The following is a 24,477-nucleotide window of genomic DNA, read 5'->3' as shown; positions in this document are numbered from 1 at the left end:
AGGGCGTGGGTGCCGACTGCCGCGTCCTCGATCGCTCTCGGGTTGTGATCCGGTCTCGTGCGCGCCCCCGCTCCCGCCGGGTCGGGCCGACGGTCGCCGCGTGCTGTGCTGCCATCCTCCCCCCGACTGCTCCCGCACGCGCGCAGGGGTCCCGCCACGGGGCCCCGGCGCGTCGCGCACCCGGAGAGATCGGCAGGTCGGCGCCCGGCCCTGAGCGCGGCCCCCGGGGGCAGGCGGCCGCTGCCTAGGCTGGGCCCCGGGCCGGGTGCTGCCGGCCGTCGAGGCGCGAGGAGGCGGGAGCGGTGACCGGTCCGGTGCTCGGCCTGACCCCCGCGTCCGCGACGCCGGCGTCCGGAGTGCGGGTGGCCCTGGAGTGGGAGGGCGCGACGTACGACGTCACGCTCCTCGACATCGGGCTGGCGTGCTGCTCCCTCGAGGTCATGGCGGCCGCCCTCGACGCCGGGTCCAGCCGCGCCGCCGGCCGGCTGCCGGAGGCCGCACCCGGGACGCCGGTGGACGTGCTGGTCGTGTCCGGCACCGTCACCCACGTGCTCGCCCCGCTGGTGCGCCGGCTGGTCGAGTCGGCGCCGGGCGACCCGGTGGTGGTCAGCTTCGGGGCGTGCGCCTGCACGGGCGGGCCCTACTGGGACTCCTACGCCGTGGCCGACGGCGTCGACACGGTGGTACCGGTGGACGTCTACGTGCCCGGCTGCCCGCCCCCGCCCGAGGCGCTGCGCGAGGCGGTGGCGCGGGCGGTCGCCCTGCGCGCCGGTGCCGGCGGTGCGCCGTGACGCTCGAGGACGCCGTGCGCGCTGCGGCGGGGGAGGCGCTGCTCGGCTCGGGGTCGGGCTACGGCCCGGCCACGCTGGACGTCCGCGCCGACGCGTGGGTCGCGAGCGCGACCGCGGCCTGCGACGCGGGCGCCGTCCTGTTCGACCTGCTCACCGCCTACGACGACGGGGACGCCGGGCTCGCCGTGGTGGTGCACCTGTCGCGGGCCGACGCCGCCGAGCACGTCCTGATCCGCACCTGGGTGCCGCGCGAGGCGCCGTCGCTGCCGAGCATCACCGCGCTGTACGCCGGGGCCGCCTGGCACGAGCGGGAGACGCACGAGATGTTCGGCGTCGACTTCCCGGGCCACCCCGGGCTCGACCCGCTGCTGCTCGGGCCGGACGCGCCCGCCACCCCGCTGCGCAAGGACGCCGTCCTGGTGGCGCGGGTGGCGCGGCCCTGGCCGGGCGAGAAGGACCCGGCCGACTCCGCGGGGCGCGGCCGGCGCCGGCGCACCCTGCCGCCGGGCGTGCCGGAGCACTGGGTGCCCGGGCCGGCCGACGACCGGGGGGCGCAGCCGTGACGGACGTCGTGGGCGGCGGCGCGCGGCCGCCGCGGGCCCGGGGGGTCCTCGCCCTCGTCGAGGAGAACTGCACCGTCTGCATGCTCTGCGTGCGCGAGTGCCCGGACTGGTGCATCGAGATCGACTCGCACGTGCAGACCCTGCCGGCCGCCGAGCCGCGGGGCCGCGACCGCACGGTGAACGTGCTGGACCGGTTCGCGGTCGACTTCGGGCTGTGCATGTACTGCGGGATCTGCGTGGAGGTCTGCCCGTTCGACGCCCTGCACTGGTCGCCCGTCGCCGCCTACGCCGCGTCCGGCCCGGTCGACCTCGTGCACGAGGCGGACCGCCTCGCCGGCTGGGAGGCCACCGTCCCGGAGCCGGCGCCGCTCGACCCGGCCGCCGAGGTGGAGCCCGACCACGTGCGGCGCGGTGCCTCCGGCGCCGGGAACCGCCCGGGACGGGGTCGCGTCCCACGACCGTGAGGCCGCCGCTGCCCGTCCTGCTCGCCGTGCCCCTGCTCGCGGCCGGCTGCACCGGGCCCGCCCCCGGTGCCGCGTCGTCCGCGGTGCCGCGGGCCCCGGTGGTCGCGTCGTCGCCGGCGCAGCAGCACGCGCTGGTCGCCGCCGACGGGCTGACGCCCGCCGAGCACGCGCAGCTCGAGGTGGCCAGGCTGCTCAGCTCTGCGCCGCTGCCGCCCGGCGCGACACCCGTGGCGGGTGCCGGGCCCGTCGGCTACCCCGGCGGTCCGGCCGCCTCGACGTCGGAGTCGGACCACCGCTCCTACCGCCTCGCACTCATCCCGACCGCGGCCACGGACTGGGTGCGCCGGCACCCGCCGAGCGGGCTCGTGCTGGGCTCCACCGGGCGCTCGGGATCGACGGCCGGAGAGGTCCTGCACACGGGCTTCGAGGAGCCGGCGCCGGCCGCGGACCTGCTCGGCGGGTGGCTCACGTACTCCGTGGCCGGTTCCGGGACCGGGTCGGTGCTGCGCGTCGACGCCTACGTGGTGTGGCTCGACCCGACGCCGGTCGCGGACGCCGCCCGCGGCCCGCGGGTCCGCGTCGCCGTGGCCACCGGCTGCCCGGCGTCGGCCGTCGGCGTGGTCGGCGTGCGCAACCCCGGTCGCGACCTGTCGGGCGCGCTGCTGCCGGACGGCGCGCCGACCGGCGGGCTCGTGTGCCGGTACGCCGGGATGAACGACGCGCGCCCCGGCCGGCTGGACACGAGCACGACGCTCGGTCCCGCGGCGGCGCAGGCGCTGGCCCGGCGCGTGTCGGCGCTGCCGCTCGCGCACGACGACGGGCCGCGCTCGTGCCCGTCCTCGGACGGGTCGCTCGCGCTGGTGGCGCTCTCCTACGCCGAGCGCCCCGACGTCGACCTCGCGGTCACCGGCGGATGCGGCGCGGTGGCCAACGGCACGATCATGGCCGCCTACCTCGACGCCGCCCAGGTGCTGGCCGGCGTCTGAACGCGCGCGGCCTCAGCGGTAGTTGACGAACTGCACCGCGAAGTCGAGGTCCGCGCCCTTCACCAGCGCCTGGACGGCCTGGAGGTCGTCGCGGCTCTTCGACGTCACCCGCAGCTCGTCGCCCATGACCTGCGCCTTGACCGACTTCGGGCCCTCGTCGCGGATCAGCTTGCCGAGCTTCTTGGCCTGCTCCTGGGAGATGCCGGCGGTGAGCGTGCAGGCGATCTTGTAGTCCTTGCCGGACACCCGCGGGTCGCTCGCGTCGAGGCTCTTCAGCGAGATCTGCCGCTTGACCAGCTTGTCCTTGAACACGTCGAGGGCGGCCTTGGCCCGCTCCTCGGTGCTCGAGGTGATCTCGACCGAGAGCTCGCCCTTCCACTCGATCGAGGACCCCGTGTTCTTGAAGTCGAAGCGCTGCGAGAGCTCCTTCGCCGCCTGGTTGAGCGCGTTGTCGACCTCCTGGCGGTCGATCTTGTTCACGATGTCGAAGCTGCTGTCGGCCATGGTCGCGGGTGCCTCTCTCCGGTGCTCGCCGCACGTCGTCGTGCCCGTCGGGCGCGGTCGGGGCGATTTCACCCGGGCCGCGCGTCCTATGTATCCTTCCCTGCGCCGTCGAAGGACGGCAAAGGCGGGTTGCCCGAGCGGCCAATGGGAGCGGACTGTAAATCCGTCGGCTTTGCCTTCGATGGTTCGAATCCATCACCCGCCACACGAGGAGCCGCAGCGCATGCTGCGGCTCCTTCTGTGTGTGCGGCCGGGCTCAGGCCGGGTCGGGGCCGACCCCGGCCAGCGCCTGCTCGAGGGTGAGGCCCACCAGCTCCTCGCTGCGCGCCCAGAGCGCCGCCGCGACCGCCTCGTCGTACGCCGCCGACGTCGCGGTCACCAGCCGCGGGTGCCCGCGCTGCTCGAGGAAGCCGTCCGGGCCGACGAACGCTGCAGGCGGGAGCCCGGGCGTCGTGGCGGCGTAGAGCGTCGGCAGCGCCCCCATCTCCGCGGGCTGGGCGAGGAGCCGGTTGCCGATCTCGGCCATGCGGGCGCCGAGCTGGCTGCCCCGCATCTGCGGTCCCACCGACTGGAGGTTGGTGGCGGCGTAGCCGGGGTGGGCGGCGAACGAGGCGACCGGCAGCTGCCGCGCGTCGAGCCGGCGCTGGAGCTCGAAGGCGAAGAGCAGGTTGGCCAGCTTGGTCTGGCCGTACGCCGCCCAGGGGCGGTAGCGGCGCTCGCCCATGAGGTCGGTGAGGTCGATCCGGCCGAAGCGGTGCGCCCCGCTCGACACCGTGACCACCCGCGCGGCGCCGTGCTCGCCCGAGCCCGCGCGCACCAGGGCCGGGAGCAGGCGCAGCGTCAGCGCCATGTGGCCGAGGTGGTTGGTGCCGAGCTGCATCTCGAAGCCGTCGGCGGTCTCCCGTCGCGGGATCGCCATGACCCCCGCGTTGTTGACCAGCAGGTCGAGGGTCCCGGCGCCCTCGCTCTCGGCGAACGTGGCCACGGAGGCCAGGTCGGCGAGGTCGAGGACGCCGACCTCGAGGTCGCCCGCCCCGGGGGTCCCGGTCAGTTCGGCGCGCAGCTCGTCGGCGACGGCGCCCCCGCGGGCGGCGTCGCGCACCGCGAGGACGACGTGCGCCCCGTGCCGGGCCAGCTCGAGCGCGGTGACGCGGCCGAGGCCCGAGGTGGCGCCGGTCACGACCGCGCGGCGGCCGGAGAGGTCGGGGATCCGGTCGGCGGTCCAGGGGGTGCTCACGGGTCCAGTCTGGGGTGCTCCGGCGAGGGCCGCACCAGGGCCGCCCACCCGCGCGGGGCACCGGTCGCGGACCCACCAGCCTCGTTTTGGAGAACGGGGCGCCCGACGGGTACTCTGCTCTGGCTCTACGCCCCCTTAGCTCAGTCGGCAGAGCGTCTCCATGGTAAGGAGAAGGTCTACGGTTCGATTCCGTAAGGGGGCTCGGACCCGACGGCTCCGCCGCCCGGCGGCGTCGTCGCCTCGGCGGAGTAGCTCAGCCTGGTAGAGCAAGCGGCTCATAATCGCTGTGTCGCCGGTTCAAGTCCGGCCTCCGCTACAACCGATCGACCCACGTCAGAAGCAAGGAAAGGCACTCCCGTGGCCAAGAGCGACGTCCGCCCGAAGATCACCCTGGCCTGCCAGGAGTGCAAGCACCGCAACTACATCACCAAGAAGAACCGGCGCAACGACCCGGATCGCCTGGAGATGAAGAAGCACTGCCCCAACTGCAACCAGCACACGGTGCACAAGGAGACCCGCTAGCCGGGTCGCCCCTGACGGGCCACGACATCGCGACGGCCGCTCCCCTCGGGGGGCGGCCGTCCTCGTGCGCCGCCGGCTCCTCCCGGCGCCGCGGTGCGCCCCCGTACGCACGTCCCCTAGGGTCGCCGAGCAGGGGCCCGGTCGCGGGCGCACGACGACGGGAGCACGCATGGGACGGCTGGACGGACGGGTCGCGCTGGTCACCGGGGCGGGGCGCGGGATCGGGCGGGCGACGGCGCTGCGCCTCGCGCGCGACGGCGCCGCGGTCGTCATCAACGACATCGACGCCGGCCCCGCCGGCGAGACAGTCGACCTCGTCACCGCCGAGGGCGGGCGCGCCGTGGCCCACGTGGCCGACACCGTCGACCTCGAGCAGGCGCACGGCCTGACCGCCGCGGCGGCCGAGGCCTTCGGCAGCTCGACATCGTCGTCAACAACGCCGGGATCACCCGCGACAAGATGTTCCACTCGATGAGCGACGAGACGTTCGACTTCGTCCTCGACGCGAACCTGCGCACCGCGTTCCACACCACCCAGGCGGCCATGCCCTACCTGCGGGAGACCGCGAAGGCCGAGATCGCGGCCACCGGCGCTCCGGCGTACAACCGCAAGATCGTCTTCACCTCGTCGGTGGCCGCGCTCATGGGCAACCCGGGCCAGGCCAACTACACGGCGGCCAAGGGCGGCCTCATCGCCCTCACGCGCACGCTGGCACGCGAGCTGGGGCCGTTCGGGATCAACGTCAACGCCGTCGCCCCCGGCTTCATCGAGACCCGGCTCACCGCCGCCAAGGGCGAGGGCGACGACCTCGGGGTCCCCGAGCAGCTGCGCCAGCTCTCGCTCATGCTCATCTCGCTCGGCCGCCTCGGCCGGCCCGAGGACGTCGCGAACGTGCACGCGTTCCTGGTGTCGAGCGACGCCGACTTCGTCTCCGGCGTCACCATCCCCGTCAGCGGCGGCCAGATCGGAGGCATGTGATGGCGCTGAACCAGGACTACCTGGGCAAGGTCTACGACGGCGGACCCACCTACCAGGTGGGCCGCGAGAAGATCCGCGAGTTCGCCCTGGCCATCGGCGACGCGAACCCGGCCTACCACGACGTCGAGCACGCCCGCTCGCTCGGGCACCGCGACGTCGTGGCGCCGCCGACCTTCGTGTTCGTCGCGTCGATGCGCGCCGCGGCCGCCGCGATGTTCGACCCCGGCCTCGGCCTCGACTACAGCCGCGTGGTGCACGGCGAGCAGCGCTTCGCCTACACCCGGCCGGTCACCGCCGGCGACGAGCTGCGGGTCACCACCACCATCGAGGCCATCCGGGCCGCCGCGGGCAACGACATCCTCACCACTCGCGCCGACATCACCACCGAGGACGGTGAGCCGGTCGCCACCGTGTGGACCGTCACCGTCGCCCGGGGAACCGCCGAGGAGTCCGCATGACCGCGTCCGTCGCCTGGTCCGACGTCGAGGTGGGCACCGAGCTGCCCGCCCTCACCGTGACCCTCCAGCGCGTCAACCTCGTCATGTACGCCGGCGCCTCCGGCGACTTCAACCCGATCCACTGGAACGAGCGGTTCGCCCGCGCCGTGGGCCTGCCGGACGTGGTCGCCCACGGGATGCTGACGATGGCCACCGCCGGGCGCGTCGTCACCGACTGGGTGGGCGACCCGGGCGCCCTCGTGGAGTACGGCGTGCGCTTCACCCGTCCCGTGGTCGTGCCCGACGACGACCACGGCGCCGAGGTGCAGGTCACCGGCGTCGTGGCCGACAAGCGCGACGACGGCACCGTGCGGGTCGACCTCACGGCCACGTTCCAGGGGCAGACGGTGCTGGGCAAGGCGCAGGCGGTCGTCCGCCTGGCCTGAACCGGCCGGCCCGGACCCGGCCCGGACCCGGCCCGCTTCGCCGGCGCCGCCCTCGCGGCCGCCTAGGCTTCCGGCGTGACGACCACGCCGGCGCTCGCCGACCTCACGACGCTGCGCGTCGGGGGCCCGGCCCGCGAGGTCGTCGTGGCCGAGGACGAGCGCAGCCTGGTCGAGGCGGTGGCCGCGGCGGACGCCTCCGGCGTCCCGGCCCTGGTGGTGGCCGGCGGGAGCAACCTGGTGGTGGCCGACGACGGGTACCCCGGCACGGTGGTGCTCGTGCGCACCTCGGGCGTGACCACGGAGGCCGACACCTGCGGCGGCGCATGGGTCACCGCCGCGGCCGGCGAGCCGTGGGACGGCCTCGTGGCCCGCGCCGTGGCCGAGGAGTGGGCCGGCATCGAGGCGCTGTCCGGCATCCCGGGATCCGTGGGCGCGACCCCGGTGCAGAACGTCGGCGCCTACGGCCAGGAGATCTCCGACGTCGTCGCCCGGGTGCGCGCGTGGGACCGGACCGAGCACGTCGTGCGCACCTTCGCCGCGGCCGACTGCGGCTTCGGCTACCGCACGAGCCGGTTCAAGCGCGAGCCGGGCCGGTGGCTGGTCCTCGACGTCACCCTCCAGCTGCGCCTGTCGCCGGTCTCGGCGCCGCTGCGCTACGCCGAGCTGGCCCGCTCGCTCGGCGTCCCCGAGCAGGGGCGCGCGGGCGTCGCCGCGGTGCGCGAGTCGGTCCTCGCGCTGCGCCGGGCCAAGGGGATGGTGCTCGACCCGGACGACCACGACACGTGGAGCGTCGGGTCGTTCTTCACCAACCCCGTCCTCGACCCGGCGGACGCCGCCCGTCTGCCCGACGACGCCCCGCGCTACCCCGCGGCCGACGGCCGCGTGAAGACCAGCGCCGCCTGGCTCATCGAGCGGGCCGGGGTGGCCCGCGGCACGGCGTCGGGCAGCGGCCGGGCCGCGGTGTCGACCCGGCACACCCTCGCCCTGACCAACCGGGGCGGCGCCGCGACGGCGGACGTCCTCGAGCTGGCCGGGCTGGTCCGCGCCCGCGTGCGGGCGGAGTTCGGGATCGACCTCGAGCCCGAGCCGACCCTCGTCGGCTGCTCCGTGCCCTGATCCCGGTTCCCCGGGACTCCGCCCGGGGGCGGGGGTTAGGTTCTGCTCGCGGCCGTCCGGGCGGACGGGGCGCCCCCGAGGAGGATCCATGTCAGACGTCGTACGACCGGTGGGGCCGGTCGACGTGGCGGTCGTCGCCTTCGACGAGCCGAGGTTCGACGGGTCGGTGGCCGCGGCCATCATCGACCTGGTGGCGGCGGGCATCGTGCGCGTGCTCGACGTCGTGCTGGTGAACAAGGACGAGAACGGCGAGACCTCGATGTTCGAGGTCACCGACATCGACGGGGACGGCGTCCCGGACCTCGTCGCGATCCGCGGCGACATCCCCGGCCTGCTCTCCGAGGACGACGCCGGCGCCGCGATCGAGGCGATGCCGCCGTCGTCGGCGATCATGATGATCGCCTGGGAGAACACCTGGCTCATCCGCGCCGGCCAGGCCATCCGCGACAACGGCGGCATGCTCGTGGCCTTCGAGCGCATCCCCGCCGACGACGTCGCCGCCGTGCTCGACGCGGTCGACGCCTGAGCCACCCCCCACCAGGACCAGCGAGAAGGAAGGCACGACATGCGACGGATGGGACGACCCGGCCTCGTCGGGACCATGGCCCGCACCGCGGTGATCGCCGGCACCGCCACCGCGGTCAGCGGCGGCATGCAGCGGCACGCCGCCGGTAAGCAGCAGGAGGCCGCGCAGGCGCAGGCCTACCAGGAGCAGCAGGCGATGGCCGCGCAGCAGGCGCAGATCGACGCCCAGGTGCAGGCGGCGCTCGCGGCGCAGCAGGCCCAGCAGGCGCAGCTCGCCGCGGCGGCCCCGCCGCCCGCGGCCCCGGCCCCGGCCGGCGGCGGCACCGACATGGTGGCCGAGCTGCAGAAGCTGGCCGAGCTGAAGAACGCCGGCATCCTCAGCGACGAGGAGTTCGCGGCCGCGAAGGCCAAGCTCCTCGGCTGACGACGGCACCGCCGCCGCACGGCGGCCGGACGCACCGGCGCGCGCGACCCCGACCCCGGGGCCGCGCGCGCCCGTGCGTGGGCGGGCTGTGACCCCCGGGAGCCGGTCGGCTCAGCCGGCCTCGCCGAGGAGCCGGGCGATGCGGGTGGCGCCCTCGACGAGGTCGTCGTCGCCGAGCGCGTAGGACAGGCGCAGGTAGCCCGGGGTGCCGAACGCCTCGCCGGGCACGACCGCGACCTCGGCCTCGTCGAGGATGAGCGCGGCGAGCTCGGCCGACGTGGTGGGCACGGAGCCGCGGATGCTGCGGCCGAGCACCCCCTTGACCGAGGGGTAGACGTAGAACGCGCCCTCCGGCAGCGGGCAGGTGACGCCGTCGATCGCGTCGAGGATCCCGGTGATGGTCTGCCGCCTGCGGTCGAAGGCGGCGCGCATCTCGGCCACCGCGGACAGGTCGCCCGACACGGCCGCCAGCGCCGCCACCTGCGACACGTTGGCCACGTTGGAGGTCGCGTGCGACTGGAGGTTGGCCGCGGCGGTCACGACGTCCTTCGGCCCGACCAGCCAGCCCACGCGCCACCCGGTCATCGCGTAGGTCTTGGCGACGCCGTTGACCACGACGCACCGGTCGGCGAGCTCGGGCACCAGCGCGGGCATCGAGGCGAAGGTGGCCTCCCCGTACACCAGGTGCTCGTAGATCTCGTCGGTGACGACCCAGATGCCGCGGTCCAGCGCCCAGCGGCCGATGGCCTCGACCTCGGCGGGGGAGTAGACCGCCCCGGTGGGGTTGGACGGCGAGACGAACACCAGCAGCTTGGTCCTGGGGGTGAGGGCCGCCTCGAGCTGCTCGAGGGTGACCCGGTAGCCGGAGGTCTCGTCGGTCGCGATCTCGACGGGGACCCCGCCCGCGAGGCGGATCGACTCCGGGTAGGTGGTCCAGTAGGGCGCCGGCAGCAGCGCCTCGTCGCCCGGGTCGAGCAGCGCGGCGAAGGTGTTGTAGAGGGCCTGCTTGCCGCCGTTGGTCACCAGCACCTGCGCGGCGGTGACGGCGTAGCCGGAGTCGCGCAGCGTCTTGGCCGCGATGGCCTCGCGCAGCTCCGGGAGGCCGGCGGCCGGGGTGTAGCGGTGCCAGCGGGGGTCGCGGCAGGCCGCCACGGCCGCCTCGACGACGTACTCCGGGGTGGGGAAGTCCGGCTCGCCGGCCCCGAACCCGATGACCGGCCGGCCGGCGGCCTTGAGCGCCTTCGCGCGGGCGTCGACGGCGAGCGTGGCGGACTCGGCGATGGACCCGATGCGGTGGGAGACGCGGGCGTGCTCGACGCCCGCGTGCGCCTGCTCAGTCATGCGGCCCATCCTCGCGCATGGGCCCGGGCGGGTGCCCCGTGGGTTGCCGGCCGCCCCCGTCGGGCGCCGCCCCGGCCCGGCCGGGCGCGGTTTGGGAAGGGCCCGCGCAGTCCCGTATGCTCGGACCTCCTGGTGGACGTCCACCCCTGCGCAAGCGTGCCCGCACATCGGTCTGCGGCGTGCGGAGGGGCGTCCCGAAGGGTCGTAGCTCAATTGGTAGAGCACCGGTCTCCAAAACCGGCGGTTGGGGGTTCAAGTCCCTCCGGCCCTGCGCGACCCGGTCCCCGGACCGGGAGGCGGCGGCGGCTCGACCGGGTCCTGAGGACCCGGTGCGGACCGGCTCCGCCGGGTCCTGCGGACCCGTCAGCACAGCACCACCCGGTCGACCGCCCGGTCGGCCGCCACGAGCCCACCGCCCGCCGGGCGGGGCCGACCCGAGCGAGGACGCGTGAGCGACACCGTCGGCACCGAGGTGCCCGACCGCGACCGCCCGCAGCGATCGGACGATCGCCAGGGGATCGGCGCGCGCCTCGCGCTGTTCTACCGCCAGGTGGTCGCCGAGCTGCGCAAGGTGGTGTGGCCCACCCGCCGTGAGCTGATCACCTACACGTGGGTCGTGCTGGTGTTCGTCACGGTCGTCGCGACGATCGTCGCCGTCCTGGACCTGATCTTCGCCAAGGGGGTGCTCTGGGTCTTCGGCGGTTCCTGACCGTCCCCAGCGCACCCGCCCCCGCACCACCCGCCAGACCGAGGAGCACCGTGTCCGACATGCACGAGAACGACGCCGAGGCGACGGTCGAGGCACCGGCCGCCGACCAGGGCGCCGAGGCCCCCGCCGACGCCCTGCGCCTGTCGTTCGAGAGCGCCGGCCAGGCTGCGGCGACCGACCAGGTCGAGGCCGAGGAGTCGGACGCCGCCCCCGCCGACACGGCCGACGAGCAGCCCGCGGCCGAGGAGGCCGAGGAGGAGGCCGCCGACGCCGACGCGGCGCCCGCCCCCGCCGAGGAGCCGGCGCCCGTCGAGGAGGCGGCCGCCGACGACGAGACCGACCCGGTCGAGGCCTTCCGCGAGCGCATGCGCACCGAGCTCGGCGACTGGTACGTCGTGCACTCCTACGCCGGCTACGAGAACAAGGTGAAGACCAACCTCGAGAGCCGGATCACCTCGCTGAACATGGAGGACCTGATCTTCCAGGTCGAGGTCCCCATGGAGGAGGTCACCGAGATCAAGAACGGCCAGCGCAAGCTGGTCCGCCGCAACAAGTTCCCGGGCTACGTCCTGGTCCGCATGGACCTCACCGACGCCTCCTGGGGCACCGTCCGGCACACCCCCGGCGTCACCGGCTTCGTGGGGCACGGGCACCAGCCCGCGCCGCTGAGCCTCGACGAGGTCGTCGCGATCCTCGCCCCGGCCCCCGAGAAGAAGCCCGGGACGCCCGCGCCGGTCGGCGAGGTCACCGTCGTCGACTTCTCCGTCGGCGACTCCGTCACCGTCATCGACGGTCCCTTCGCGACCCTGCACGCGACGATCTCGGAGATCAACGCGGACGCGCAGAAGGTCACCGGTCTGGTCGAGATCTTCGGCCGCGAGACCCCGGTCGAGCTCGGCTTCAGCCAGATCCAGAAGAACTAAGGCGTGCGCCGGCGCCCACGGGCGACGGAGCAGGCACCACCACACCACAGCAAGGACCCGAGGAATGCCTCCCAAGAAGAAGGTCGCAGGCCTGATCAAGCTCCAGATCCAGGCCGGCGCCGCCAACCCCGCGCCGCCGGTCGGTCCGGCGCTCGGTCAGCACGGCGTCAACATCATGGAGTTCTGCAAGGCGTACAACGCCGCGACCGAGTCGCAGCGCGGCCAGGTCATCCCGGTCGAGATCACCGTGTACGAGGACCGCTCGTTCACCTTCGTCCTCAAGACCCCGCCGGCCTCGAGGCTCATCCTCAAGGCCGCCGGCGTCGAGAAGGGCGCGGCGAACCCGCTGACCACCAAGGTCGCCACGATCACCAAGGCCCAGGTCCGCGAGATCGCCGAGGTGAAGATGCCCGACCTCAACGCCAACGACATCGAGGGCGCGATGGCCATCATCGAGGGCAGCGCGCGGTCGATGGGCATCACCGTCGCCGACTGACGACCACCCGTCCCACCCCACCCGCACGACGTGGCAGGGCCGAGCGCGGCCCGTCCGACCACGACTCCCACGCACGAGGAGCAGCAATGAAGCGCAGCAAGGCCTACGACAAGGCCGTCGAGCAGATCGACAAGGACTCCCTCTACGCCCCCCTGACGGCGGTCCGCCTGGCCAAGTCGACCAACCCCGCGAAGTTCGACGCGACCGTCGAGGTCGCGTTCCGCCTCGGGGTCGACCCCCGCAAGGCCGACCAGATGGTCCGCGGCACCGTCAACCTCCCCCACGGCACCGGCAAGACCGCCCGGGTCCTGGTCTTCGCCAACGGTGAGAAGGCGGAGGAGGCGCGCGCCGCGGGCGCGGACGTCGTCGGCGGCGACGAGCTCATCGACCGGGTCGCGGGCGGGTTCACCGACTTCGACGCCGCGGTAGCCACCCCCGACCTCATGGGCAAGGTCGGCCGCCTCGGCAAGGTGCTCGGCCCGCGCGGCCTGATGCCCAACCCGAAGACCGGCACCGTGACCATGGACGTCGCCAAGGCCGTCACCGAGATCAAGGGCGGCAAGATCGAGTTCCGGGTCGACAAGCACTCCAACCTGCACTTCGTCATCGGCAAGGCCTCGTTCTCCGACGAGCAGCTCGTCGAGAACTACGCCGCCGCCCTCGACGAGGTGCTGCGTCTCAAGCCCTCGGCCGCCAAGGGTCGCTACCTCAAGAAGGCCACCGTCTCCACGACGATGGGCCCCGGCGTCCCGGTCGACCCCAACCGCACCCGCAACCTGCTCTCCGAGGACGACACCGCCTCGGCCTGAGCGCCCCCGCGACGGCCGGCCCCCCGGCCGTCGCACCCCTGCACGACCGTGGCCGGGGCGGGCGTTTTGACCCGCCCGCCCCGCCCACGTACCCTGACCACGCCGAAGACCGCCGGTCGTCGGAGCTGCCTCGTGCGGCCCCGTCCGAAGCGTCCGCGAACCGCGGAGGGCCAGCGCAGGTGAGGACCATCGCCCCCGTGGCGGTGGGTGCCCCGCGCCTGCGCGGGGCTTTTCGCGTCTCGTGGGTCCTTCTCGGCGCACCGTTGGAAGGAGACCCATGGCGCGGGCCGACAAGGCAGCCGACGTCGCGGAGATCGCGGAGCACTTCCGCAGCTCCACGGCGACCGTGCTCACCGAGTACCGCGGCCTCACCGTGGCGCAGCTCAAGACGCTGCGCCGCTCGCTCGGTGAGACCACCAGCTACGCCGTGGTGAAGAACACGCTGACCAAGATCGCTGCCGCCGAGGCGGGCGTGGAGGGCCTCGACAGCCTCCTCACCGGCCCGAGCGCGCTGGCGTTCGTCAAGGGCGACCCGGTCGAGGCCGCCAAGGGCCTGCGTGACTTCGCCAAGGCGAACCCCCTGCTGGTGATCAAGGGCGGCTACATGGACGGCAAGACGCTGTCCGCCGCCGAGATCGCCAAGCTCGCAGACCTCGAGTCGCGCGAGGTCCTCCTCGCGAAGCTCGCGGGTGCCATGAAGGCGTCGCTGTCCCAGGCGGCGGCGCTGTTCCAGGCACCTCTCTCGCAGGCGGCCCGCACGATCGAGGCGCTGCGGGTCAAGGCCGAGGCCGACCCCTCGGTCATCGGCGGTGCGGGCGCTGCGGCGCCGGCCGCGGATGCCGCCGACGTCGCGGGCGAGCCCGCGGCCGAGGCCGCCCCGGTCGCGGAGGACGCTGCGGCGCCCGCCGAGGCCGAGGCAACCGCCGCCACCGACGCTCCGGCCGCCGAGGCCGACGCGGAGGCCACCGAGGCACCGGCCGCCGAGGCCGAGGCCGAGGACGGCGCGACCACCGAGGGCTGACGCCCCACCTCACCCCATCCGAGATGGACGTTCGGGCCCCGGCCAGGACGCACGTACGAAAGGACCGCCGATCATGGCGAAGCTCAGCACCGACGAGCTCCTTGAGGCCTTCAAGGAGATGACCCTCATCGAGCTCTCCGAGTTCGTGAAGCAGTTCGAGGAGACCTTCGAGGTCACCGCCGCGGCCCCCGTGGCCATGGGCGTGGCCCCGGCCGCCCCCGGCGGCGGCGCCGCCGCCGAGGACGCGGGCGCGGACCAGGACGAGTTCGACGTCATCCTCGAGGACGCCGGCGACAAGAAGATCCAGGTCATCAAGGAGGTGCGCACCCTCACGAACCTCGGCCTCAAGGAGGCCAAGGACCTCGTCGAGGCCGCGCCGAAGCCGGTCCTGGAGAAGGTCAAGAAGGAGGACGCGGACAAGGCGAAGGAGGCCCTCGAGGCCGCCGGCGCCAAGGTCACCGTCAAGTAGCTCCTCGCGCCGCCGGGCGCCGGCCGGAAGGCCGCACCCGGGCACGCGCACGCACGTCCCGGAGGGGCGGCACCCGTGGGGTGCCGCCCCTCCGGCGTCCCGCCGGCCCCGTCCCCCGACCGTCGTCCGTCCGCCATCCGGTCGGTCCGGGGCCGTCCGGCCTTCGGTCACAACCCGGTCGCGGTATCCCCCGATCGACGCCGGGTGCTTGACTCGGGACGGTCGGGCCGTCCACCCTGTTGCCCGCGCCAGACCCCGGGCCGACCGGCCCGGAGGACGAGGTCCCCCTCGGGGGAGCCGCCCCGCCCGCTGTCGAGCGGAGGCCGGCCCCCAGGGAGCGACGAGGTCCTCCGGAGCCCCACGGCACCGGATTCGACAGCGGCTGCCCTGCCGGGTATGCTGCCGCTTTGCGCTGCCCTTATCCCACCCGCCCCCAGGACCAGTCCTGGGACACGGTGTGATCGGCATGCGCGTCGAAGGTCCGCGAAGCCTCGGAAAGGATGCCTCTTGGCAGCCTCGCGCACGTCCGCCGTCCCCCCGCACGTTCCCGGCCCCCGCCGGGTGTCGTTCGCGAAGATCCGCGAGCCCCTGGAGGTCCCCGACCTCCTCGCCCTCCAGACCGAGTCCTTCGACTGGCTCCTCGGCAACGAGAAGTGGCAGGACCGGGTCGCCGCGGCGCTCGAGACCCGCCGGGAGGTCCCAGAGACCTCGGGCCTCGAGGACATCTTCGAGGAGATCTCCCCGATCGAGGACTTCAGCGGCTCCATGTCGCTGTCGTTCCGCGACCACCGGTTCGAGCCCCCGAAGTACACCGTCGAGCAGTGCCGCGACAAGGACTTCACCTACGCCGCGCCGCTGTTCGTGACCGCCGAGTTCATGAACAACGAGACCGGCGAGATCAAGTCCCAGACCGTGTTCATGGGCGACTTCCCGCTCATGACCGACAAGGGCACCTTCATCATCAACGGCACCGAGCGCGTCGTGGTGTCGCAGCTGGTCCGGTCCCCGGGCGTCTACTTCGAGCGCACCCCGGACAAGACCTCCGACAAGGACGTCTTCGTCGCCAAGATCATCCCGTCGCGCGGCGCGTGGCTGGAGTTCGAGGTCGACAAGAAGGACATGGTCGGCGTCCGGGTCGACCGCAAGCGCAAGCAGCCGGTCACGGTGCTGCTCAAGGCCCTGGGCCTGAGCGCGGAGGCCATCCGCGAGCGCTTCGGCGACTACGAGTCGGTGATGGCGACCCTCGAGAAGGACGGCATCGCCGAGCAGGACGAGGCGCTCAAGGACATCTACCGCAAGCTGCGCCCGGGCGAGCCCCCGACGACCGAGGCCGGCCAGGCGCTGCTCGACAACTTCTACTTCAACCCCAAGCGCTACGACCTCGCCAAGGTCGGCCGCTACAAGATCAACAAGAAGCTCGGCACGAGCCTGCCGCTCACGCAGAGCACGATCACGATCGACGACATCGTCTCGACGATCGAGTACCTCGTGCGCCTGCACGCCGGCGAGACCGAGTTCACCGCGCCCGACGGCGCCGCCGTCCGCGTCGAGACCGACGACATCGACCACTTCGGCAACCGGCGCCTGCGCACGGTCGGCGAGCTGATCCAGAACCAGATCCGCACGGGTCTGTCCCGGATGGAGCGCGTGGTCCGCGAGCGGATGACCACCCAGGACGTCGAGGCGATCACGCCGCAGACCCTGATCAACATCCGGCCGGTCGTCGCCTCCATCAAGGAGTTCTTCGGCACCAGCCAGCTCTCGCAGTTCATGGACCAGACCAACCCGCTGGCGGGTCTCACCCACAAGCGGCGCCTCTCGGCGCTCGGCCCGGGTGGCCTCTCGCGCGAGCGGGCCGGCTTCGAGGTCCGCGACGTCCACCCGTCGCACTACGGCCGCATGTGCCCGATCGAGACCCCCGAGGGTCCCAACATCGGCCTCATCGGCTCGCTGTCCTCGTTCGCCCGGGTCAACGCGTTCGGCTTCGTCGAGACGCCGTACCGCAAGGTCACCGACGGCCGGGTCACCGAGCAGATCGACTACCTCACCGCCGACGAGGAGGACCTGCACGTCATCGCGCAGGCCAACTCCCCGCTCGACGACGACGGCTCGTTCTCCGACGCGCGCGTCCTGGTCCGCACCAAGGGCGGCGAGGTCGACTACGTGCCGGGCGCCTCGGTCGACTACATGGACGTCTCGCCGCGCCAGATGGTGTCGGTCGCGACGGCGATGATCCCGTTCCTCGAGCACGACGACGCCAACCGCGCGCTCATGGGGTCGAACATGCAGCGCCAGTCGGTCCCGCTGCTGCGCAGCGAGGCCCCGCTGGTGGGCACCGGCATGGAGTACCGCGCCGCCACCGACGCCGGCGACGTCGTCGTCGCCGCGGCGGCCGGCGTGGTCACGGAGGTCTCGGCCGACGTGATCACCGTCGCCCAGGACGACGGCGAGCAGCGCACCTACCGGGTGCAGAAGTTCCGCCGCTCCAACCAGGGCACGAGCTTCAACCAGCGCCCCATCGTCGAGGAGGGCCAGCGGGTCGAGAGCGGCCAGGTCCTCGCCGACGGCCCGTGCACCGACAACGGCGAGATGGCGCTCGGGCGCAACCTGCTCGTGGCGTTCATGCCGTGGGAGGGCCACAACTACGAGGACGCGATCATCCTGTCGCAGCGCCTCGTGCAGGACGACGTCCTGTCCTCGATCCACATCGAGGAGCACGAGGTCGACGCGCGCGACACCAAGCTCGGGCCGGAGGAGATCACGCGGGACATCCCGAACGTCTCCGAGGAGGTCCTCGCGGACCTCGACGAGCGCGGGATCATCCGCATCGGCGCCGACGTCGTCACCGGCGACATCCTCGTGGGCAAGGTGACCCCCAAGGGCGAGACCGAGCTCACGCCCGAGGAGCGCCTGCTCCGCGCGATCTTCGGCGAGAAGGCGCGCGAGGTGCGCGACACCTCGCTCAAGGTGCCGCACGGCGAGGAGGGCAAGGTCATCGGCGTCCGGGTCTTCGACCGGGACGAGGGCGACGAGCTGCCCCCGGGCGTCAACCGCCTGGTGCGCGTCTACATCGCCCAGAAGCGCAAGATCACCAACGGCGACAAGCTCGCGGGCCGCCACGGCAACAAGGGCGTCATCTCCAAGATCCTCCCCGTGGAGGACATGCCCTTCCTCGAGGACGGCACCCCGGTCGACATCGTGCTCAACCCGCTCGGCGTGCCGGGCCGGATGAACGTCGGCCAGGTGCTCGAGACCCACCTCGGCTGGGTGGCCAAGACGGGCTGGGAGGTCGAGGGCTCACCGTCCTGGGCCGCCCGCCTGCCCGACGGCGCCCGCTCCGCGGAGCCGGGCACCAACGTCGCCACGCCGGTGTTCGACGGTGCCCGCGAGGAGGAGATCACGGGTCTGCTCGACTCGACGATCCCCACCGAGGACGGCGTGCGCCTCGTCGGCGGGGACGGCAAGGCCCGGCTGATCGACGGCCGGTCCGGCGAGCCGTTCCCCGAGCCGGTGTCGGTGGGCTACGTCTACATCCTCAAGCTGCTCCACCTGGTCGACGACAAGATCCACGCCCGGTCGACCGGCCCCTACTCGATGATCACGCAGCAGCCCCTGGGCGGTAAGGCCCAGTTCGGCGGCCAGCGGTTCGGCGAGATGGAGGTGTGGGCGCTCGAGGCCTACGGCGCGGCCTACGCGCTGCAGGAGCTGCTCACCATCAAGTCCGACGACGTCCTGGGCCGGGTCAAGGTCTACGAGGCGATCGTCAAGGGCGAGAACATCCCCGAGCCCGGTATCCCGGAGTCCTTCAAGGTGCTCATCAAGGAGATGCAGTCGCTGTGCCTCAACGTCGAGGTGCTCTCCGGCGACGGCATGGCCATCGAGATGCGCGACACCGAGGACGACGTCTACCGCGCCGCCGAGGAACTCGGAATCGACCTGTCCCGGCGTGAGCCGAGCAGCGTCGAAGAAGTCTGACGGTGCCGGCGGCCGGCCCTCGCCGGCCGGCCGCCGCCCCTCGACACCGACGAGCCCCACGACAAGTTAGGAAACCCAGACGTGCTCGACGTCAACTTCTTCGACGAGCTCCGCATCGGCCTCGCGACCGCGGACGACATCCGGACCTGGTCGCACGGCGAGGTCAAGAAGCCCGAGACCATCAACTACCGCACCCTCAAGCCGGAGAAGGACGGGCTCTTCTGCGAGAAGATCTTCGGCCCCACCCGCGACTGGGAGTGCTACTGCGGCAAGTACAAGCGCGTGCGCTTCAAGGGCATCATCTGCGAGCGCTGCGGCGTGGAGGTCACGCGCGCCAAGGTGCGTCGTGAGCGCATGGGCCACATCGAGCTCGCGGCCCCGGTCACGCACATCTGGTACTTCAAGGGCGTGCCCAGCCGGCTCGGCTACCTGCTCGACCTCGCCCCGAAGGACCTCGAGAAGGTCATCTACTTCGCGGCCTACATGATCACCGAGGTCGACGAGGACCAGCGCACCAAGGACCTGCCCTCGCTCGAGGCGAAGATCTCGGTCGAGAAGCAGCAGGTCGCCAACCGTCGTGACGACGAGGTCAACAAGCGCGCCACCAAGCTCGAGGCCGACCTCGCCGAGCTCGAGGCCGAGGGCGCCAAGAGCGACCAGCGGCGCAAGGTCAAGGAGTCGGCCGAGCGCGAGATGGCGCAGATCCGTCGTCGCGCCGACGCCGAGATCGACCGCCTCGACCGTGTCTTCGACCGGTTCAAGGGCCTCAAGGTCCAGGACCTCGAGGGCGACGAGGTGCTCTACCGCGAGATGCGCGACCGCTACGGCCGCTACTTCTCCGGCGGCATGGGCGCCGCGGCGATCCAGCGCCGGCTCGAGACCTTCGACCTCGAGGCCGAGTCGGAGAAGCTGCGCGAGGTGGTGCGCACCGGCAAGGGCCAGCGCAAGACCCGTGCGCTCAAGCGGCTCAAGGTCGTCACGGCGTTCCTGCAGACCCGCAACTCGCCCATGGGCATGGTGCTCGACTGCGTCCCGGTGATCCCGCCGGACCTGCGGCCGATGGTGCAGCTCGACGGCGGCCGGTTCGCGACGTCGGACCTCAACGACCTCTACCGTCGCGTGATCAACCGCAACAACCGCCTCAAGCGCCTCCTCGACCTCGGTGCCCCCGAGATCATCGTCAACAACGAGAAGCGCATGCTCCAGGAGGCGGTCGACGCCCTGTTCGACAACGGCCGTCGCGGCCGTCCCGTCACCGGGCCGGGCAACCGTCCGCTCAAGTCGCTGTCCGACATGCTCAAGGGCAAGCAGGGCCGGTTCCGCCAGAACCTGCTCGGCAAGCGCGTCGACTACTCCGGCCGCTCGGTCATCGTCGTCGGCCCGCAGCTCAAGCTGCACCAGTGCGGCCTGCACAAGCAGATGGCGCTCGAGCTGTTCAAGCCGTTCGTCATGAAGCGCCTCGTCGACCTCAACCACGCGCAGAACATCAAGTCCGCCAAGCGCATGGTCGAGCGCTCCCGCGCCGTCGTGTGGGACGTGCTCGAGGAGGTCATCGCCGAGCACCCGGTGCTGCTCAACCGCGCACCCACGCTGCACCGCCTCGGCATCCAGGCCTTCGAGCCGCAGCTGATCGAGGGCAAGGCCATCCAGATCCACCCGCTCGTCTGCGCCGCGTTCAACGCGGACTTCGACGGCGACCAGATGGCCGTGCACCTGCCGCTGTCCGCCGAGGCCCAGGCCGAGGCGCGCATCCTGATGCTCTCGAGCAACAACATCCTCTCGCCGGCGCACGGTCGTCCGATCACCTCGCCGTCGCAGGACATGGTGCTCGGCATCAACTTCCTCACCTCCGAGCGCTCCGGCCTCGAGGGCGAGGGACGTGCGTTCTCCTCGGTGGCCGAGGCCCTCATGGCCTTCGACGCCGGCGAGATCAAGATCGCCAGCAAGATCAAGCTGCGTTTCACCGACGTCGTCCCGCCGCTGGGCTGGGCCGCGCCGGAGGGCTGGGAGGCCGGCGACCCGGCGGTGCTCGACACCACGCTGGGGCGTGCGCTGTTCAACGAGACCCTCCCGGTCGACTACCCGTTCGTGAACGCGGAGGTCGACAAGAAGGTCCTCGGCGGGATCGTCAACGACCTCGCCGAGCGCTACCCGAAGGTGCAGGTGGCGGCGACGCTGGACGCGCTCAAGGAGGCCGGCTTCCGCTGGGCCACCCGCTCGGGCGTGACCATCTCGATCGAGGACGTCGTCACCCCGCCGCGCAAGGCCCAGATCGTCGACGAGGCCGAGGGCCGCGCCGACAAGGTGCAGACCCAGTTCGAGCGCGGTCTCATCACCGACTCGGAGCGCCGCCAGGAGCTCATCGAGATCTGGACCCGGGCCACCGACGAGGTGGCCGACGCCATGCGCGAGCACTTCCCGCGCCACAACCCGGTGTTCATGATGGTGAACTCCGGCGCCCGTGGTAACTGGATGCAGGTGCGCCAGATCGCGGGCATGCGCGGCCTGGTGGCCAACCCCAAGGGCGAGATCATCCCGCGGCCGATCAAGTCGAACTTCCGCGAGGGTCTGTCCGTGCTCGAGTACTTCATCTCGACGCACGGCGCCCGCAAGGGCCTGGCCGACACCGCGCTGCGCACGGCCGACTCCGGCTACCTCACCCGGCGACTGGTCGACGTCTCCCAGGACGTCATCGTGCGCGAGACCGACTGCGGCACCGACCGCGGCCTGCCCACGGTGATCGGCGTCCGCGGCAGCGACGGCGTCCTGCGCCGTCACGACGAGGTCGAGTCGACCGCGGCCTCGCGGGTGCTGTCCGAGGACGTCGTCGTCGACGGCCGCACGGTGGCCAGCGCGGGCCAGGAGCTCGGGCTGCTCATCATCGACGAGCTCGTCGCCGCCGGCGTCGAGGAGGTCAAGGCGCGCTCCGTGCTCACCTGCGAGAGCAAGGTGGGCACCTGCGCGACCTGCTACGGCCGCTCGCTGGCCATGGGCAAGCTGGTCGACGTCGGCGAGGCCATCGGCATCGTCGCGGCCCAGTCGATCGGTGAGCCCGGCACGCAGCTGACGATGCGCACCTTCCACACCGGTGGCGTCGCGGGTGAGGACATCACCCACGGCCTCCCGCGCGTGGTGGAGCTCTTCGAGGCCCGCACCCCCAAGGGCGTGGCGCCGATCAGCGAGGCTGCCGGCCGCGTCCGGGTCGAGGACACCGACAAGACCCGCAAGCTCGTCGTCGTCCCCGACGACGGGTCCGAGGAGGTCGCCTACCCGGTGTCGAAGCGCTCGCGCCTGCTCGTGGGCGAGGGCGACCACGTCGAGGTCGGGCAGCAGCTCGTCCAGGGCGCCGTCGACCCCAAGCAGGTGCTGCGCATCCTCGGCCAGCGAGCCGTGCAGCTGCACCTCGTGGCCGAGGTGCAGGAGGTCTACCGCTCCCAGGGCGTGTCGATCCACGACAAGCACATCGAGGTCATCGTCCGCCAGATGCTCAAGCGGGTGACGATCATCGAGGGCGGCGACACCGAGTACCTGCCCGGCGAGCTCGTCGAGCGGGGCCTGTTCGAGGCCGAGAACCGGCGCGCGGTGTCGGAGGGGCAGACCCCCGCCGCGGCGCGCCCGGAGCTCATGGGCATCACCAAGGCCTCGCTGGCCACCGAGTCGTGGCTGTCGGCGGCCTCCTTCCAGGAGACGACCCGGGTGCTCACGGACGCGGCGATCCACGCCAAGTCCGACCCGCTGCTCGGCCTCAAGGAGAACGTCATCCTCGGCAAGCTCATCCCGGCCGGCACGGGCCTCCCGCGCTACCGCAACATCCGGGTGGAGCCCACCGAGGAGGCCAAGTCGGCGATGTACGCGTCGCTCTCGGCCTACGACGACCTCGACTACGGCTCGTTCGGCACCGGGTCCGGGCAGGCCATCCCGCTCGAGGAGTACGACTTCGGCGGCTATACGGGGTGAAGGTGAGGCGAGAGTGCGAGCCGAGGAACGAGGCTCTGGCACTCTCACCGGACCGGACCCGGTCCGCACGGCGCACCACGGTGAGGGGCGTCCCGCGAGGGGCGCCCCTCACCGCGTCCCGGGCCGTGGGCCGGTCGGGCCGGGGGAGGGCGCGGACCGGTCGGCCGGCGCGGTGGGCTGACGCCCGGCCCGCCGCTGTGCCAGGGTTCCGGGCATGTCCCAGCTGCCCCCGCCGCCCCCTCCGCCGTCCTACGGCGCCGGCGGCCCGGTCCGGATGCCGGAGACCTCGTCCAACGCGGTGGTGGCCCTGGTGCTCGCGATCGGGTCCTTCGTCCTGTGCCCGGTGGTGCTCGCCGTGATCGCCCTGGTCGTCGCGGGCTCGGCCCAGCGCCAGATCGAGGCCTCCGGGGGCTGGCAGACCGGCACCGGGCTGGTCCAGGCCGCGCGCGTCATCAGCTGGGTCAACATCGGCCTGGCCGTGCTGGGCACGGTGCTGTTCTTCCTCATCGCCGCCGTGGCGGTCTCCTCGAGCTCCCATTGACCGCATAACGGACGACCCGGGTCGCGGCCCGCGGCGTGACGAGGGTCATGCCGCCGCCGGCCCGGGGCGCCGGGCCGCGTTTTGACCGGGGTCGACCGCCCTGGGTAGAGTCTCTCCCTGTGCCTGGGCGCGTCCCGGGTGCCTGCGCCTGTGCTCGAGCCCCTCTCGCGGGGAGCCCCGCACGCGCACAGACCTCCACATCGGGGAACGGCGTCCTGCCCGGCTGGGCAGAGTGCGACACGCCCGGCCGCGGGGGTCGGAGGCACCCGCGTCGACCCGGTCACGCGGAGGCGGGTGACCGCCACCGACCAGCACCGCCACGAGAACGCCGCACACGAACCAACGGAGACGTGAGTGCCCACGATCCAGCAGCTGGTCCGCAAGGGCCGGCAGGACAAGATCGCGAAGAACAAGACGCCCGCGCTCAAGGGCAGCCCGCAGCGCCGCGGCGTGTGCACGCGCGTCTACACGACGACCCCGAAGAAGCCGAACTCGGCGCTGCGCAAGGTGGCCCGCGTCCGCCTCACCAGCGGCATCGAGGTCACGGCGTACATCCCCGGCGTCGGCCACAACCTGCAGGAGCACTCGATCGTGCTCGTGCGCGGCGGCCGTGTGAAGGACCTCCCCGGCGTCCGCTACAAGATCATCCGCGGTGCCCTCGACACCCAGGGCGTGAAGAACCGCAAGCAGGCTCGCAGCCGCTACGGCGCGAAGAAGGAGAAGAGCTGATGCCTCGCAAGGGTCCCGCTCCCAAGCGCCCGGTCGTCATCGACCCCGTCTACGGCTCGCCGCTGGTCTCGCAGCTCATCAACAAGGTCCTGCTCGACGGCAAGAAGTCCACCGCGGAGCGCATCGTCTACGGCGCCCTCGAGGGCTGCCGCGAGAAGACCGGCACCGACCCGGTCGTGACGCTCAAGCGCGCCATGGACAACATCAAGCCCACCCTCGAGGTCAAGAGCCGCCGCGTCGGCGGTGCGACCTACCAGGTGCCGATCGAGGTCAAGCCCAACCGCGCCACGACCCTGTCGCTGCGCTGGCTGGTCACCTTCTCGCGCCAGCGCCGCGAGAAGACCATGACCGAGCGCCTCATGAACGAGATCCTCGACGCCAGCAACGGCCTCGGCGCCAGCGTCAAGCGCCGCGAGGACATGCACAAGATGGCCGAGTCGAACAAGGCGTTCGCGCACTACCGCTGGTAGTCCGCGCCGGCCCTTCCCCCCAGAACCACCCGCCTTCCACCCCT

Annotated in this window: 24 protein-coding genes, 4 tRNA genes and 1 pseudogene; 26 read left to right on the top strand and 3 right to left on the bottom strand. The window is 72.7% G+C overall.

The annotated features are described in order from the left end of the window. Positions 1 to 440: 440 nt before the first annotated feature. The 4 genes from GC157_05950 to GC157_05935 all read left to right on the top strand — a co-directional run bounded on the left by GC157_05950 (position 441) and on the right by GC157_05935 (position 2,804). Positions 441 to 791, top strand: coding sequence for a hypothetical protein (locus GC157_05950; GenBank protein ID MBI1377008.1), 351 nt, complete (start codon positions 441 to 443; stop codon positions 789 to 791). Further along, on the top strand, positions 620 to 1,354 hold the full coding sequence (locus GC157_05945; GenBank protein ID MBI1377007.1) for an NADH-quinone oxidoreductase subunit C: 735 nt from the start codon (positions 620 to 622) through the stop codon (positions 1,352 to 1,354). The genes GC157_05950 and GC157_05945 overlap by 172 nt, the downstream gene beginning before the upstream one ends. An 80-nt stretch (positions 1,355 to 1,434) precedes the next feature. Further along, a complete protein-coding gene (locus GC157_05940; protein ID MBI1377006.1) occupies positions 1,435 to 1,818 on the top strand; it encodes a 4Fe-4S dicluster domain-containing protein in 384 nt (127 codons plus the stop codon). Next, the gene (locus GC157_05935) at positions 1,815 to 2,804 is read left to right on the top strand and encodes a hypothetical protein (protein MBI1377005.1); all 990 of its coding nucleotides are present in this window, start codon (positions 1,815 to 1,817) and stop codon (positions 2,802 to 2,804) included. The genes GC157_05940 and GC157_05935 overlap by 4 nt, the downstream gene beginning before the upstream one ends. A gap of 12 nt (positions 2,805 to 2,816) precedes the next feature. Here GC157_05935 and GC157_05930 read toward each other — a convergent pair whose 3' ends face one another. Further along, on the bottom strand, positions 2,817 to 3,308 hold the full coding sequence (locus GC157_05930; GenBank protein MBI1377004.1) for a YajQ family cyclic di-GMP-binding protein: 492 nt from the start codon (positions 3,306 to 3,308) through the stop codon (positions 2,817 to 2,819). Positions 3,309 to 3,431: 123 nt separating this feature from the next. On the opposite strand from GC157_05930, the gene GC157_05925 reads away from it, so the two are divergent. Beyond that, positions 3,432 to 3,513: transfer RNA gene (locus GC157_05925), tRNA-Tyr, on the top strand. A 51-nt stretch (positions 3,514 to 3,564) separates the two neighbouring features. Here GC157_05925 and GC157_05920 read toward each other — a convergent pair. Beyond that, positions 3,565 to 4,545 (bottom strand): SDR family NAD(P)-dependent oxidoreductase, encoded by a 981-nt coding sequence (locus GC157_05920; GenBank protein ID MBI1377003.1) that lies wholly within the window; start codon positions 4,543 to 4,545, stop codon positions 3,565 to 3,567. Between the two features lie 129 nt (positions 4,546 to 4,674). Between GC157_05920 and GC157_05915 the strand changes: the two genes are divergently transcribed. The 9 genes and pseudogenes from GC157_05915 to GC157_05875 all read left to right on the top strand — a co-directional run bounded on the left by GC157_05915 (position 4,675) and on the right by GC157_05875 (position 8,993). Next, a tRNA-Thr gene (locus GC157_05915) sits at positions 4,675 to 4,747 on the top strand. Positions 4,748 to 4,787: 40 nt separating this feature from the next. Beyond that, positions 4,788 to 4,861, top strand: a tRNA-Met gene (locus GC157_05910). Between the two features lie 41 nt (positions 4,862 to 4,902). Beyond that, positions 4,903 to 5,067, top strand: a complete 165-nt coding sequence (gene rpmG, locus GC157_05905) for a 50S ribosomal protein L33 (GenBank protein ID MBI1377002.1) — start codon at positions 4,903 to 4,905, stop codon at positions 5,065 to 5,067. A gap of 169 nt (positions 5,068 to 5,236) precedes the next feature. After that, positions 5,237 to 6,045 (top strand): annotated as a pseudogene (locus tag GC157_05900) (glucose 1-dehydrogenase). Further along, positions 6,045 to 6,503 (top strand): MaoC family dehydratase, encoded by a 459-nt coding sequence (locus tag GC157_05895; GenBank protein MBI1377001.1) that lies wholly within the window; start codon positions 6,045 to 6,047, stop codon positions 6,501 to 6,503. Before GC157_05900 ends, GC157_05895 begins: the two are co-directional and overlap by 1 nt. Then, on the top strand, positions 6,500 to 6,928 hold the full coding sequence (locus GC157_05890; GenBank protein ID MBI1377000.1) for a dehydratase: 429 nt from the start codon (positions 6,500 to 6,502) through the stop codon (positions 6,926 to 6,928). The genes GC157_05895 and GC157_05890 overlap by 4 nt, the downstream gene beginning before the upstream one ends. Positions 6,929 to 7,003: 75 nt before the next feature. After that, positions 7,004 to 8,044, top strand: a complete 1,041-nt coding sequence (locus GC157_05885; GenBank protein MBI1376999.1) for a UDP-N-acetylmuramate dehydrogenase — start codon at positions 7,004 to 7,006, stop codon at positions 8,042 to 8,044. Positions 8,045 to 8,132: 88 nt separating this feature from the next. Continuing rightward, the gene (locus tag GC157_05880) at positions 8,133 to 8,570 is read left to right on the top strand and encodes a DUF1269 domain-containing protein (GenBank protein ID MBI1376998.1); all 438 of its coding nucleotides are present in this window, start codon (positions 8,133 to 8,135) and stop codon (positions 8,568 to 8,570) included. 48 nt (positions 8,571 to 8,618) lie between these two features. Continuing rightward, complete coding sequence (locus GC157_05875) at positions 8,619 to 8,993, top strand: SHOCT domain-containing protein (protein ID MBI1376997.1); 375 nt, start codon at positions 8,619 to 8,621, stop codon at positions 8,991 to 8,993. Positions 8,994 to 9,104: 111 nt separating this feature from the next. Here GC157_05875 and GC157_05870 read toward each other — a convergent pair whose 3' ends face one another. Beyond that, positions 9,105 to 10,334 (bottom strand): aminotransferase class I/II-fold pyridoxal phosphate-dependent enzyme, encoded by a 1,230-nt coding sequence (locus GC157_05870; protein ID MBI1376996.1) that lies wholly within the window; start codon positions 10,332 to 10,334, stop codon positions 9,105 to 9,107. A gap of 198 nt (positions 10,335 to 10,532) precedes the next feature. On the opposite strand from GC157_05870, the gene GC157_05865 reads away from it, so the two are divergent. From GC157_05865 to rpsG, 12 genes are all read left to right on the top strand, one after another. After that, a tRNA-Trp gene (locus GC157_05865) sits at positions 10,533 to 10,605 on the top strand. A gap of 81 nt (positions 10,606 to 10,686) precedes the next feature. Further along, positions 10,687 to 11,043 (top strand): preprotein translocase subunit SecE, encoded by a 357-nt coding sequence (secE, locus tag GC157_05860; GenBank protein MBI1376995.1) that lies wholly within the window; start codon positions 10,687 to 10,689, stop codon positions 11,041 to 11,043. Positions 11,044 to 11,102: 59 nt separating this feature from the next. Further along, a complete protein-coding gene (nusG, locus tag GC157_05855; protein ID MBI1376994.1) occupies positions 11,103 to 11,966 on the top strand; it encodes a transcription termination/antitermination protein NusG in 864 nt (287 codons plus the stop codon). 64 nt (positions 11,967 to 12,030) lie between these two features. Continuing rightward, the gene (gene rplK / locus GC157_05850; GenBank protein MBI1376993.1) at positions 12,031 to 12,462 is read left to right on the top strand and encodes a 50S ribosomal protein L11; all 432 of its coding nucleotides are present in this window, start codon (positions 12,031 to 12,033) and stop codon (positions 12,460 to 12,462) included. Positions 12,463 to 12,548: 86 nt separating this feature from the next. Beyond that, positions 12,549 to 13,271, top strand: coding sequence for a 50S ribosomal protein L1 (locus tag GC157_05845; GenBank protein ID MBI1376992.1), 723 nt, complete (start codon positions 12,549 to 12,551; stop codon positions 13,269 to 13,271). Between the two features lie 277 nt (positions 13,272 to 13,548). Beyond that, complete coding sequence (locus GC157_05840) at positions 13,549 to 14,292, top strand: 50S ribosomal protein L10 (GenBank protein ID MBI1376991.1); 744 nt, start codon at positions 13,549 to 13,551, stop codon at positions 14,290 to 14,292. Positions 14,293 to 14,365: 73 nt separating this feature from the next. After that, positions 14,366 to 14,761 (top strand): 50S ribosomal protein L7/L12, encoded by a 396-nt coding sequence (locus GC157_05835; GenBank protein MBI1376990.1) that lies wholly within the window; start codon positions 14,366 to 14,368, stop codon positions 14,759 to 14,761. 396 nt (positions 14,762 to 15,157) lie between these two features. Continuing rightward, a complete protein-coding gene (gene rpoB, locus GC157_05830) occupies positions 15,158 to 18,736 on the top strand; it encodes a DNA-directed RNA polymerase subunit beta (GenBank protein MBI1376989.1) in 3,579 nt (1,192 codons plus the stop codon). 81 nt (positions 18,737 to 18,817) lie between these two features. After that, positions 18,818 to 22,693, top strand: a complete 3,876-nt coding sequence (locus GC157_05825) for a DNA-directed RNA polymerase subunit beta' (protein MBI1376988.1) — start codon at positions 18,818 to 18,820, stop codon at positions 22,691 to 22,693. Positions 22,694 to 22,907: 214 nt separating this feature from the next. Then, positions 22,908 to 23,234, top strand: a complete 327-nt coding sequence (locus tag GC157_05820; GenBank protein MBI1376987.1) for a hypothetical protein — start codon at positions 22,908 to 22,910, stop codon at positions 23,232 to 23,234. A gap of 354 nt (positions 23,235 to 23,588) precedes the next feature. Continuing rightward, entirely contained in the window at positions 23,589 to 23,963 is a 375-nt protein-coding gene (locus tag GC157_05815) for a 30S ribosomal protein S12 (protein ID MBI1376986.1), read from the top strand. Next, the gene (gene rpsG / locus GC157_05810; GenBank protein MBI1376985.1) at positions 23,963 to 24,433 is read left to right on the top strand and encodes a 30S ribosomal protein S7; all 471 of its coding nucleotides are present in this window, start codon (positions 23,963 to 23,965) and stop codon (positions 24,431 to 24,433) included. Before GC157_05815 ends, rpsG begins: the two co-directional genes overlap by 1 nt. Positions 24,434 to 24,477 lie beyond the last annotated feature (44 nt).

It is taken from the genome of Frankiales bacterium (assembly GCA_016125335.1).
Classification (GTDB): Bacteria; Actinomycetota; Actinomycetes; order S36-B12; family CAIYMF01; genus Longivirga.
Note: the sequence above shows the minus strand (reverse complement) of the source record. Positions and strands in the feature narration are given on the sequence as shown.